Annotated in this window: 8 protein-coding genes and 1 pseudogene; all 9 read right to left on the bottom strand. The window is 44.9% G+C overall.

The window, feature by feature from the left end; translation table 11 throughout:
* Positions 1 to 44 precede the first annotated feature (44 nt).
* The 9 genes and pseudogenes from ASG89_RS01550 to ASG89_RS01585 all read right to left on the bottom strand — a co-directional run bounded on the left by ASG89_RS01550 (position 45) and on the right by ASG89_RS01585 (position 13,681).
* Positions 45 to 1,628: a sulfatase gene (locus tag ASG89_RS01550; protein WP_057308532.1), complete on the bottom strand. Its 1,584-nt coding sequence runs from the start codon at positions 1,626 to 1,628 to the stop codon at positions 45 to 47.
* Positions 1,625 to 2,824 carry an oligogalacturonate lyase family protein gene (locus ASG89_RS01555; RefSeq protein WP_057308533.1) on the bottom strand — a complete coding sequence of 400 codons (1,200 nt, stop codon included), beginning with the start codon at positions 2,822 to 2,824 and terminating at the stop codon, positions 1,625 to 1,627. The genes ASG89_RS01550 and ASG89_RS01555 overlap by 4 nt, the downstream gene beginning before the upstream one ends.
* A 116-nt stretch (positions 2,825 to 2,940) precedes the next feature.
* Entirely contained in the window at positions 2,941 to 4,497 is a 1,557-nt protein-coding gene (locus tag ASG89_RS01560; RefSeq protein WP_057308534.1) for an extracellular solute-binding protein, read from the bottom strand.
* Between the two features lie 132 nt (positions 4,498 to 4,629).
* Entirely contained in the window at positions 4,630 to 5,511 is an 882-nt protein-coding gene (locus ASG89_RS01565) for a carbohydrate ABC transporter permease (protein WP_057308535.1), read from the bottom strand.
* A 60-nt stretch (positions 5,512 to 5,571) separates the two neighbouring features.
* Positions 5,572 to 6,540 (bottom strand): ABC transporter permease, encoded by a 969-nt coding sequence (locus tag ASG89_RS01570; protein WP_057308536.1) that lies wholly within the window; start codon positions 6,538 to 6,540, stop codon positions 5,572 to 5,574.
* Positions 6,541 to 6,836: 296 nt separating this feature from the next.
* Positions 6,837 to 9,140 carry a helix-turn-helix domain-containing protein gene (locus ASG89_RS01575; RefSeq protein ID WP_057308537.1) on the bottom strand — a complete coding sequence of 768 codons (2,304 nt, stop codon included), beginning with the start codon at positions 9,138 to 9,140 and terminating at the stop codon, positions 6,837 to 6,839.
* 231 nt (positions 9,141 to 9,371) lie between these two features.
* Positions 9,372 to 9,530 (bottom strand): annotated as a pseudogene (locus ASG89_RS36065) (adenine deaminase C-terminal domain-containing protein); the annotation flags it as partial.
* Positions 9,531 to 9,655: 125 nt separating this feature from the next.
* On the bottom strand, positions 9,656 to 10,969 hold the full coding sequence (locus ASG89_RS01580) for a family 78 glycoside hydrolase catalytic domain (protein WP_057308538.1): 1,314 nt from the start codon (positions 10,967 to 10,969) through the stop codon (positions 9,656 to 9,658).
* Between the two features lie 165 nt (positions 10,970 to 11,134).
* On the bottom strand, positions 11,135 to 13,681 hold the full coding sequence (locus tag ASG89_RS01585) for a LuxR C-terminal-related transcriptional regulator (protein ID WP_057308539.1): 2,547 nt from the start codon (positions 13,679 to 13,681) through the stop codon (positions 11,135 to 11,137).
* Between the last annotated feature and the right edge of the window lie 46 nt (positions 13,682 to 13,727).

The following is a 13,727-nucleotide window of genomic DNA, read 5'->3' on the forward strand; positions in this document are numbered from 1 at the left end:
ACGTTAACCTTCTCTAGTGAGAAGATTTCATTCCAATTCATGATCTACATGCCTCCTCCCAATAAGCGGATAAGCTTGCTCCAATCCCCGCCCAGTTCTTTCCAAAACCATGAGCGCTGCTGTTCGGGAAGCAACGATGGCGGAATTCTGGAATCCCATGGCATTCGCGAGAAAGGCCTCGGATTCAATTTGGCTGCTTGAGGCTGAAATGGTATCACCTTCAACTTATGCCCTGTTTCATCGAGTGCAACTTCAGGATTACCATAGTCGATAACCCAACGAACAGCTTCCTCTTGATGCTCTTTTTTTACATGCTGGAAGTCGGGATCCTCCGCCAAATCAACAAGTTCATGCGGATCGCTTAGGAGATGATACAGTTCCTCATAGCCGCCGTTCTGATAAAAAAGATATTTCCACTCTTTGCTGCGGACATGGAGCATATAGTTGGGTGCCACATAGAATTCGGAACAGACTACATTTCGCCGAACCGAGGAAGGTTCCGTGAGCATTTCCAATAGATCCAAACCAGACCTGCCATCGTACTTGCCCTTTTCACTTGTCCGATTGACGAGAGTAGGAAAAATATCAAGCAGGGTAGTCAATTCTTCACAGCGGGTACCCGGATGAATAACACCGGGCCACCATGCTAACATCGGGATATGCATACTTCCTTCGTACCCTAAGTTTTTATACCATAACCGATGGTCGCCAAGAAGTTCACCGTGATCGGATGTGAAAATAACGAGCGTATTTCCCGCCAATCCTTCTTCCTCCAACGTTTGCATAATCCGACCAATTTGTTCATCAATAAACGTAATATTAGCATAGTAATAAGCTCTGTTTGTAAGAATAACTTGTTCCGAATATAGATCAGCTTCCATCGCTTGACGATGCGACTCCATATATGGATTTTTCGATGTTCCATCCTTTTCAGACACCCAGGGCCTAGGCATTTCTTCCGGCGCATACAAATCCGTCAAGTGCGAAGGACAATCGAACGGAGCATGCGGTTTGACGAATGATGTCCATAAGAAAAAGGGCTTGTTAGAAGGTCTTTCCGTTTTAAGCCATTCTACTGTTCGATCCCCGCACCATTGTGTAATATGAAGCTCTTTGGGCAGGCAGTTCACGAGCGGCTTCAGCTCGTTGTAACCAATTTCGGGAGGTTTCTCCCATCCCCACGCATCATGCTCCATCAGGTAGCGGTCATAATCATCAAACCGAATATCCTTCAAGCTTTCAGCCGTACGTACGCCTCTCATTTCTTCCGATAAAATAAGATGATCCATCCCATATGTTTGCTCATCCGGTGTAAAATGCATTTTCCCGATCGCCTGATTGTGATACCCGGCTTTGGACAAATAAGCGGCAATCGATTCATCTGTAGCAGTAGCAGGTGCTGATTCGTTATTGTACACATTCGTCTTTCCGGCAGCAAACCCCGTCATCGTACAGGCTCTGGCAGGAGCGCATAGCGGACAAGGGGTAATCGCGTTTTCGAAAACGGCTCCTTCCTGCGCCAACCGATCCAAATGCGGCGTTTGAATCGTTTCGTTTCCGTAAACCCCTAACGTATCCCATCGCTGCTGGTCCGTAAAGATGAGAAGTAGATTTGGTTGTGTCTTCATGTAACTGGCATCTCAGGTAAAGATTCGAATGCTGGCACGTCAACCATGTACAAGTTACCATATCCCGACATATCACTCGTAAACAGCACATGCTTACCGTCAGGGCTTAGTCTCGGATGAACATGAAGATTTTGCGAATGGAAACTTCCCCGGTGCTTGCATAATATACGCGGACCTTTAAATCCGGCCCCATCATTGCGCCATACCTGAATTGTATCTTGAAATTGCTGCCCATGATAGGCGCTCGTTTGCTGACCGTCACCGATAACAAGGGATAGATCATTGGAATGAACATGCATATTTTGAAAAGGAAACTCATACTGTTCGACATGACTGTTATCAAACAGGACAGCCCCGATAATTTTCCCGGTATGATCCTCAAGGGAATTCGTAAAACCGTGATAACCGATATGAATGCCGTCTGACAGCCAATATTCGTGGCCAACATATTCATTCGGCATCTTGTCCTTAACCTTCCAAACTTGCCCGGTAGAGATATCCAGCACCCAAATTCGATGATCAATCTGTTCCCAAGGCCCTTCATGGCAAAATGTTAACAGATGTGCTTGCGTTGGAGACGTATTGACGTGGCCAATCCACAGCTGGTCTTCATGAAACTTTTTCACTTTCCCGTCGAAAGGGGAAACTCCCATAATCATACAGTGCGGCTTCGCACGGAAATACTCCTCAAAACCCAAGTAACCATTCTTGGTATCCATTGCGATACTTTGTGTTAGATCCTTGTTCAGACCAAAGCATAACCACTGCCCATCTGCGGTGCAGCTCAAGCTGCCGAATTTATAGTTCTTAGGAATCGTATAGAGAATCCGTTCTTCCAACGTTCCCAAGTTGATTGCCATGATGGCATTGTCATAATAGAAATAGGCCTCATGTCCGTCTGGATGAAGAAAGGTCCCTTGAATCCGAGATTCACGGCCACGTTCCAAATCCGTTAATTGGGTTATTACACCATCGCGCAGATCCATGCTGTACAGATTGGTAACATTCTCACGATCTGATCCAAAGATCAACTTCCCATCTCCGTAGAATCCATTATTTGTAAAATAAATATGATGACTATGCGAATAATGATTTGTTAACTGAGTTACGGTTACTCCTGTTATCCTATCTGTATAACTGCGCCGTTCCGAAGGCCAAACCGTTCCTTTACCGCCTTTAGATCTTGCCATTGTCATCGCAATCGCTCCCTTAGTTATAACGTTATACATTCCATCCGGAATCCTTGAGAGAAAAAGCCCAGTCCTATGGAGCGACTGGACCTTATCCTCTAAAAAGCAGGTTACTCCCTTACCTATTTAGCCTTGTTCGCAGCGAAAGCTTCGCTTATTTCTTTCGTATAGTCATCGCCACCGCTCTTTTTCCACAAATCCATTTCGGCTTTATAGCCCGCTTCATCTATTTTGCCAACAATAAATTTAATTCTTGCATCTTCCACCATTTGATCCAATTGCGCACCTTTTTGCGTATAGGTTGCGGTTGTAAATGGTTCTCCAGGATTGGTAACAATGATTTTCTCATTGGCTTTTTGCACTTCAACAGATTTCGTTCGAAGCGGTGTAGATGGTTTGAACATCTCAGGTATAATGTACGGAATCGAAGATAAGAGCTGGGTCATATTCTTGTTATTAATATCAGGAGCCATGGGGTCAGTCGGAACGATTAGATTAATCTGCTTGCCATCTTCGACTTTATAATGAACACCTTCAAGGCCAAAGTTGAGTAATGCTTGCATTTCTTTATCATTTGTCTTATCCAAGAAAGTAAGCACTTTCTTCAGATCAGCTTCTGTTTTAACACTAGATTTCGAGATAAGGAACATGCCGTTGTGTCCAGCTGTCGGTTGATTATGAAGACCAGTAGGGCCGCTTACAGCTCCAATTAAATCTATACTGCCCTTCGGATTGACTTGTTTCATTTTCTCTTCAATTTGATAGGAACGTTCTGTCACGTCAACCGCCACACCCGCTTGTCCGTTAATAATCGGATCATTCCATTTCGCCGAATCATATACCGCGAAATCTTGATTGATTAACTTCTCATCATACAGTTTTTTGAAAAATTTGAGTGCCTCCATATATTCGGGAGTCAAATGGGCGGGTATCAGCTTGCCGTCTTTCTCAGCCCACTTATTCGGAGCTCCGAACCAAGTTTGCATAATATCAAAAGGGCCCGCATATTTGGTTACGACCATGCCATACGTATCGTTTTTGCCGTTTTTATCAGGATCATTGGTGGCGAATGCCTTTAACATCGCATAAAATTCATCGATCGTCTTCGGTTCCTTCATGCCTAAATTATCAAGCCAATCCTTACGGTAGCTGATCCCCATCCGTCCGATCGGGCGGGATACATAGAGGCCATAGAATTTACCGTTTACTGACGTATTGTTAAGAACAGTTGGGTTCGCTTGTTTAAGATTCGGATAATCTTTGAGATAAGGACCTATTTCCCAGAATGCACCTCCTTTGATGGCGTTGGCAACAGCAGGCAATTTCGCATTATTGACAAATAGAAGAGATGGAATCGAACCGGAAGCAAGCGTTATATTCAGTTTATCGTTATAGCTTGCATCAGGAACAAATTGAAAATCCAGCTTCGTGTTTGTATATTCTTCCACTTTTTTCCACACTTTACTTTCCGGGGTAGCCGTATCATTGTAGTAGCTCTTCAGCATAATACTGATTGGTAATGGTTTCTCTACAACTGCCTTCGTCGCTCCTGCGGTGGCCTTAACTGAGTCTGTCGCTTTGGTCCCGTCAGTACTCGAACTGCACCCTGCAATCACTGTAACTGCTAATAACGCGCTAGTTGTTGCATACAATGGCTTTTTCTTTTTGTCCCAATTCATATTCTTTTGCCTCCCTTTGTCAAATCAACCATGGTTTTGTATATGATGAAGCAAGCACCTGTCTTCACTACCTTACCGGCCTTGAACCGATGCTGCGACAATCCGAAAATAATCACGTCACCTCGAAAACGATTAACCTTTTACAGCACCAATTAAAACGCCTTTAGCGAAATACTTTTGAATAAATGGGTAAACCATCAAAATCGGTAATGTACCCACGACGATGATTGCCATTTTAATCGATTGATCCGGAGGTTTTACGTAAGTAGGATCGTAAGTTCCCATTTCTAGCGAGCCCGTTGCCATTAGTACAATTTGCCGCAATAGCACCTGCATCGGCCACTTCTTGGCGTCTGATAAATAGATCAGCGCATTAAAGAAATCGTTCCAGTGTGCAACCGCGTAGAAAAGAGCGAATGTTGCTATAACTGGTTTAGAAAGCGGCAGAACAATTCGCCACAGCACACCAATATCATTACACCCATCAATTCGGGCCGATTCTATCAGTTCATTAGGAATTTCTTGAAAAAATGATTTTATAACAATCAAATTAAAGGCGTTGATCGCAACAGGCAGCATAACAGCCCAGTAGGTGTTCAACAGTCCTAAGCTTTTAACAACCAGGTAAGTAGGAATAATGCCACCGCTAAACACCATCGTGAAGATGATCAGGTTCATGAAGACATTTCGGCCAATCATATGGCGTCGCGATAAAGCATAGGCCATCGTAAAGGTAAAGAAAAGATTTACAAGAGTACCCCCAATGGTTATAAGTACGGATACGCCCAAACTTCGCGGTAACGTATTATCTTTAAAAACAAATTTATAAGCATCCCATGTGATGTCTTTGGGAATGAGGAAAAAGGATCTGCTTCCAATCTCGAGATCGCTTGCGAACGAACCCGCCACGATATACATAACCGGAAGGATCATGGCAATGGCAACGATAGCAAGAAACAAGTAATTGGCGATATCAAACAATTTTTCACCTATAGACGAATGACGTGTGTTCATCGTACTCTCCTCCTAAGCGTTTCGCGATAGCAAAACTGACTTCGTAAGCATGTGCAAAGATCAGAATATGCCGGAATGCCCAGCTCTTTTGGCTAAGTAATTCGTTGTAAAAACGAGAATGACCCCGATAACGGCTTTAAATAGCCCTACTGCCGCGCTGTAGCTGAAAGCGCCCTGAATGATCCCCGCTGTGTAAACATACGTGTCAAACACCTCAGCAACCGATCTGTTTAATGGATTAATCATCAATAATACTTGTTCAAATCCACGGTCCATAAAGTGACCCATTCGCAAAATCAGCACGACAATGATTGTTCCTTGAATAGCTGGCAGCGTAATATGCCAGAGCTGGCGAAATCGATTTGCTCCATCGACAATGGCAGCTTCATATTGCTCTTGATCAACGCCTGCAAGCGCTGCGAGGAAGATGATCGTTCCCCAACCCATCTCTTTCCAAATACTCTGTGTGATAATCATGGGACGAAACCAGTTTTCACTTGTTAGAAAGTCTATTTTATGCCCGAATACCTTCAGCATCAATTCATTGATGACACCACCTTCTGTCGTCAAAAGAAGATAGGAAATACTTGCAACGATAACCATCGAAATAAAATGCGGGATATAAATTAGCGATTGAATAAACCGTTTGTAAAAAGATTTGCGAACTTCGTTTAGTAAGATCGCCAGAATGATTGGCGCCGGGAAGAAAAACAGCATATCGTACAAGCCAAGCAAAAGCGTATTGCGTATCAATTTGAAGAAGACAGGATCTTGAAAAAATTGTTTGAAATTATCTAGTCCGACCCACTCGCTTTTCATAAAACCGACATAAGGTTGATAATTTTTGAAGGCAAGAAGGACCCCCCACATCGGAACATATTTAAAAATAATAAAGTAGGCTAATCCCGGCAGCACCAGCAGCAGCAAATATTTATCTCTTACCACTTTAGCTATTAATGTGCTTCGCTTGGAAGTTCTAACGGTTGGGACAGGCACGACGTGCTGTTCAGCATCTGAAGTTTGGATCATGTTCTCACTCCTTCGCAATTAAAATTTTAACTTGTGACTTTGTAAGTCCCACACTATAAGATTCATAAATTTCTGACAATAACACTTTTTTAACAATCACTTTCTTCCAAATAGTATGAATCAAGAAAAAAAGTATTAGCAACAAAATAAGGCCCCGCACAAAGGTAATTTCCTTCAACACCACTTTTAAATTTCATCGATGACGGGAGCTTTCTCTTTTTCACAGGAATAAGACTTTTTTTCAATCGCAAAAAAACACAAACCGCCATTGTTGGCGGTTTGTCAGTATAATGCTATTAATTTCGGTATAAATCCCGATATTGGCTTGGTGTAATACTTTCTTGTTTCTTAAAGATCCGGTTAAAATAACTCGGCTGATAGCCAACCTTCTCGGCAATGTCATTGATTTTCAAATCCGTGTCACGCAAGAGATCCTTCGCTTTTTCAATACGCAGCTCGGTTAAATAGTCGATGAAATTTTTACCACTGACCTGTTTGAACGCTTTGCTTAAAGCAACCGTATTCGTGCCTGCGTGATCGGCACAGCTGTCCAGAGATATTTCCTTCATATAATTGTTCTGCAAATAAATCATTGCAGTTTCTACGGTCTTTTTCACTTGCGAGTCGGATCGCGATTCCAATTCTATCATGCAGGGACTTACTACTTTGTCGTGAAACCAGGTGATCATTTTTTGTTGATCTCCGATTTGCATGAGTTGTTCATACAAATTGGCCGAATTGAACATACGGTTTAGATCCAGACCCGCAAGTCGAATCGCATGCAAGATACTGCCAAGCAGTTGGAGTGCTCCCTGGTGTATGTCAATCACTTTAGCACCGCGTTCAATCAGCTCTTCCAAGAAAGTCTGAATGAGTTGTTTCGCCTCATCTTTCTGGGCTGTACGAAGCGCTTGAATAATCTCTCTTTCGAGTGCGAAAGGATAATGAATCTCCTGGTTCTCTTTGTCATGTTCTTCCAGAGACTCCAGATCGATAATCTGATTCCGGCTCTCGAAGCGGCGCCTGCTAGACGCCTGCATCGCTTCTTCAAATCGGGAGGGCACATGAACAATAGAAACAGCGAGACTGCCGATCGTAACCGAGACGTACACGTTAAGCACATGATGAATAGCTTGGGTCAGTTCTTGACTAAAGGTTCTGAATGCTTCCTTCTGTTCGTTTTCGGTTTCGTCCGGAACGATAAGGAGGAGACCCACAGATAAATCGTGGAAATTCATCACTTCCGCTTGCTCGAAACAACTTGATGCGAGCTCCTTCGTAATATTCGCAGCAACGAAAGTGACGAGACCTTCATCGCCAGACGAGAAGCGTCCTTCCAAGTTTTCAAATCCGCTCAAATGGATGTACAGCACGACGTAATGCCGATTATCCACCGTCCAGCCGAAATTGCGCATCCTCTCAAAAAGAGCCTGCTCGGAGTATGAATAGAGATACCCTTGGACAAGTTGAAGCAGGAAGCCCTCCTTGAGATGTGGAAGTTGCTGTTCCAGCTTGTTCTGAAGCGTCATACTCTCTCTCGTCAGGTGCAGCCATTCTTTCTCAATTATTTTAAAATCATCATGATGTTCGTTCCCTAACCCCGTTAAAGCTGTATTTCCTGTCAGCATTCGAACTAACTGGGCGATAGGCGAATAGATGCGTCGTGAAGCCAGCCAAGATAAAACGAATGCGAGCAGCAGCATCCCGATACTTAACGTCAATACCAGTTGAGAAATAAAAACGACCGGTTTTGTAATCACACTAATCGGAGATGCAGTAACGTACTTCCAATCGGTACCAATGCGAGACATCGTCCCAAAGGATACCGTGTAGGTCGACTGGTTCCAATCAAACAGGAATGAGCCTGATCTATTATTGCTGGTAAGAACCTCTTTCTTAATGGCTTCATCAAGCTGTGACACTGACTCTTGTCCTGAGCTAGATAGCAGCTGCTCGCCATTCTCGTCCAACAGGAACGTACCCCCGTCGTCATAAGGGGCCAATGTTTGCAGCAGCTTGGCGACCTTCTTCGTTTCGATTGTGACCGCAATGATGCCGAAAGGCTTCTCATCGGTTTCAGGTATTTTTATCATTAAAGATAATGGGTTATCACTTGTAGAATCCGATTCGGACGTAATCTGTGACCAGAACACGTTCTTATCATGCGCGAGCAATTGCCTATATCCGTCGATCTGCGCAGCATCCGTTAATGCCTCGTATTGCGGATGAAACCGCACGGGGGCTGACCCTTCCAAGAACAACTCTGCTTCAATAGCCAGTGGATTGGCACCTTTCATATTGACTAAAGTCTGTGTAATGTTGCGAGCAATCTCAAAATCGCGCGATAGACTTAAACTCGCCAATGAGTAATTGAAATTTGGATCGAATGCCCAATGCATTGCTGACGTTTCCAAGTAAGAGAACTGCTCGTCGATATTGGCTGCTCTCAGTTGAATCTGCTTATTGTGCATCTGAAGGAGCTCGTTTTCCACGCGTCCTCCTGCCAGCCAATTCATTAAACCTCCAAAGATAAGTCCAGGAATACTGGAAATGAGCAGAACAATAATCCAATTATTTCGAAAGCGCTTACTTTTAAACACAAAACTCCCCCGATTCTTTAGTATCTTTTTTCTATAGTTAATCAATTGAGTTGTTTATTAACTTAATTCTATTCTCGATATTCATGAGATCTCCTGCTTTGACTTAAGCCTCAACACTCATAGATGCAGTTTACTGTATGCTTATAGGTTCTATAGCAAACTTAGTAGACAAGCTCCCCCCCAATATTCATTACTAACTAAATAACCCCGTAGAAATTAAAAAGTGAATGTTCACAAAAGTAAACATCCACTAACGAATTCTATTTTCCAGTCCGTAATTTTCAAAGCCGGACTTACCGGTAAGGAGTGCGTACTGATGGACATGATGGGATTATAATGCTGGTAGCCCAGCGATTCCATAGCATTGCGGAGCTGTTCCACTTCCTTGGCTACCTACATTTTTACTCGCCTAACGAAATGTGTTTCTAGTGAAAAAGATTCTATAGACATAGTAATAAACTTGAAAAAAATCGTAAAAAGCCCGGGAGCGCTCCCGGGCTTCTACTCTTCATTCGTTACTCACGCTCCAACCGATGTTCCAACTTGCTACCATCGTAGCTCAGCATGAGTCGCCCCGCCGGCAGCGTCAGCTGCAGCTCGAATGGCTTAAGGCCAGACGGTAGCTTCCGTTCGCAAACATATGATTTGCATTCCTCCGATACAAGAGTAAGTCCGAAAATCTCCTCGATCAACACCGGAATCGGCGAGCTCGCCCATGCATGACAGAGGCTCGTATTCCACTTCTGCTCTTTACCCCAAGCCTCATCGGTTGTCGCGCCTTCCCTCAGCATGTTTTGCCAGGACCTTTCATCGTCTGACATGATTAGCTCGTAGATCAATTCGTACTCCCCGGCTTTTGCCAAACTTTTCAGCACAAAATAAGACATATACACGCCGCAGCTAAACCGTTTGTGACGGATCAACGCAACGATAGCAGGAACAGCCTCTTCCGGAGCGAGCCCGAACAACAACGATAGCACATTCGCATGCAGGGAAGCATGCTTAGTGAGTTTGGAATCAGCGAATACGTGTGCTTCTGGACAGTAAAAAGCATGGCGGAACGCCTGCTTCAAAGCTGGAAGGACATCGTCATACGCGATCGCCAAGATGTCCTTGATGTCTTGAACCGCGCGGATCGCGCCAACATACCAAGCGTTCATGACCGCATGGCAGCCGTCGCTGACAGGCCTAGTGAGCGGAAAGTCGTAGCCGTCCCGGAGATTGTCTGGCCAGTCGACCAGATTCCATTTCTCTTTGACATGCTCAATCAATCCGTCCTCCCGCTGATAGCAGTTAAAATACGCAACGACTCCTTCGGCATACGGCAGCATGTCAAGGAGAAACGCCCGATCGCCCGTAAGCTTGTAGTACGTCAGCAGCTGCATCGGCCATTGGCAGGAAAAGTCCGCAATCTCCTGCATGAGATTCCCCGGCACGACCGCCATCAGGCCCGGGCATACGGCAGAGCTTAAGGCGAACTCATGAAGCGCCTTCTTCCACATGCGCGAATCACCGCTCAGGTACAGATGGGCATGTCCAATCACCGTGTTATCGCCGAGGTACTGTCCCTTCTCCCTGCTGGGACAATCGAGGTACGACTCTTGCGTGCAATTGCGCAGCGCCCGATCGCAAATATCCCAGATGCCCTGCAGGATCGGATCCTGACTTTTAAAGACGGCATAGCTGCTCAGCAATTGCGGGTAATGACGAACAACGGCTGAGACAGCACGGATGTCCACGACTGCTTTGGGCGAAATGACCTCAACATATCGGAACGTTTTATAAATATTGCGTGTCGTAACCGACCGTCGCTGCCTGCCCATCGCCATACTTCCACAACCGCCTGCAGGTCCAGCTCTCGTCGCTCAGACACACTACCTCGTCCCCCGCCTTCAGTTCAGCAATAAGCCCCTGTCTTAAATCTCCGCTGCTGTAGGCACCTGATTCGTACTATTGCTAACGCTATCCGTCAGCTTTTGATAGCTTGAGTAATTCTATTTCGCTAGGCGCTGCTTGACGCGCTGAATCGCTTGAGACCGATTATGTACCTCTAACTTACGATAAATGTTCTTCATATGAAACTTTACCGTGTCCAGTGTAATATTCATTTGAACGGCAATCTCCTTATAAATCAATCCCTCTGTGAGCAAAAGCAGCACCTGCTCCTCCTTCTCGGTCAGAGTCTCATCCAACAAAGACGTGTGAGACTGGCCGCTGCCTGCGGCTTCAAGAAGCAGCTGGATATAAGTCAAGGGCACCAATGGCATCGCAACTTTGTGCTGTTCGTTCATAAGCTCGGCTAACATCTCAACCATCAGCGGTCCTTCATCAAGGAAGCTGCGAATATAACCCGTCGGTTCCGACAGCCTTAAGGCGATACTCAAGGAAGCAAATGCCTCTTTGGGAAACTCGGAGTGCCAAAGCACCATACTTTGCACGATCTTCAGTTTAATCCGTTCTCGCAAACGATCTTCCTTCTCCGCCAGACGTTCCAGTTTTTCGAGCAAATGCTGGGCATCCTCAATCCGACTGTTCGCTGCGAGTACTCTTACCAAAACCAGATACTCTTCGAAATGACGGTTCGAAACGTCATCCAAATGTGACATCCCGCTTTGCTCAAACCAATCGTATGCCTTGTTGCGATGCCCCTGAATCAGGAGTAGTTGAGCTTGCTCCGCCTTGATCCTCTTACAAATGACATGTTTATCGGGTGAATCAACGTTAGCACCGAGCCCGCTAAGCAATTCGATTGCTTGACTTTCTCTCCCCAGAGCATGTTGAAGCCAGGATGAAGCGAGTCCAAGGTGAATCCAAATCCATACGTTAGTCCGCATATCCTCTCGACTCATCGCCTTTTCTAAATACAACTCCGCTTCCTCCAGCCGATTCCGCTCATAGAGAAGCAAGCAATAAGTTAAATAATGATATCCGATAAACGGATAGTTTTTCTTCTTCTCCCAAGTTTTAATCCACTTCAATAGAAACTGTTCTACCTCATAAAGGTCGTTGGTTAACGATAAAAGATCCATAAATCCTTCGTGCCCAAGATATCGTTTGCTTGAAGACTTCTGGAAGCTACTGCCTTCCGGTAAATAGTGTTCCAACAACTCGTAATATTGTGAAGTCAGCGGCAGGTTATGTTGCAGGTAAGAGAGTATCCCGCATAAATAGTAGAGATTTCCCATCAATTGATTCCATTCCGGTTCAGGGATGAACGCCCTTATAGCTTCGAATCGCATCTCTGCTTGCTTAGCACGCTGCAACCCTCGATCCCATTCTCCATCCATCAATGATTGGGAGATATAATACAATATAAACATTGGTTTGTGCTCATAGCTGTTCTCCGGCAGGGAATTAATCCACCTCAAAAGCACATTCCCTTTCAATTGCATAAGGTCTAGCATGATGTGGTCAATGAGCCGTACAGCATCTTCTGCCTGCTGCGCTTTGATGTAATGCTCCACCGCTTCTTCATAAAGCCCCTCATTCTCATGCCAAGCTGCAGCTCGTTGATGGGATTGTCTCCACAATTCCTGATGTTGTCTAGCGCCCAGCTGCTGCAAAAAATCGGACAGCAATTGGTGGTACCGAAACCAATTCCGCTGATCGTCCAACGGAATAATAAACAAATTCAGCTTCTCCAGTTGTTCCAATTGAGCCTGACTGTCTTCTTGTCCCGTTACCGCCATGCATAATTCCCGGTTCATGCGGCTTAGAACGGAGGTTGCCAACAAGAATTCCCGCAAGGATTCCGATAAATGCCCAAAAACTTCTTCCAATAAATAATCGGAGATATGGCGCTGTTGACCATTGAACTGGCGAATCGTATCGGCAATATTGACACTTCGTTTCAGTGTGATAGCCGCAAGCTGCAGCCCACTCACCCAACCTTCTGTCTGACGGAACAACTCGATTACTTGATTCTTCGTTAGCGATAAGTCCGTCGTGTCCCGGAAGAACACAACCCCCTCTTCCAGCCCAAATTGCATATCTTCGATTCGAATGACATTGATTTCTCCTTTTGCAAGCAGTCTGGCTGTAGGGAAGGGTAATTCGGTACGACTTGCTATATAGAGATGGATGTGTAGAGGCAAATGTTCCAGCATATAGCGTATCGATTCATTTATAGACGCATTCTCAATGACATGATAGTCGTCCAGAATAAGAACGAAATCGCCACTAATTAAGCTTAGCTCATGTAAGAACGCAGCAACAGCGGAATCAATGGACGCTTCCGACTCCTGCTCAAGCAGAAATCCAATCGATTCTCCGAACCGCGGAAGACTTTTTCGTATGGAAGCCAAGATACAGTTCCAGAACGCACTCCAATCGTTATCATACTTATCCAACGAGATCCAGGCAATCGGATGACCGCATTGCCTAGCCCATTCGCTTAACACTGTCGTTTTGCCGTAACCAGCTTGGGCAGATAGTAAAGTTAACTTGGTCTCCATGCCTTCCTCTAGCTTGCGCGTCAATCGCGGCCTTGACACCAATAATTTTCGCGCTGGGGGAATAAGCAGTTTTGTACTCCAATTCATGAACATGGCCTCCGAATGCTGAGTATATCAATATACATTCGATTAT

The organism is Paenibacillus sp. Soil766 (assembly GCF_001428105.1).
Taxonomy (GTDB): domain Bacteria; phylum Bacillota; class Bacilli; order Paenibacillales; family NBRC-103111; genus Paenibacillus_E.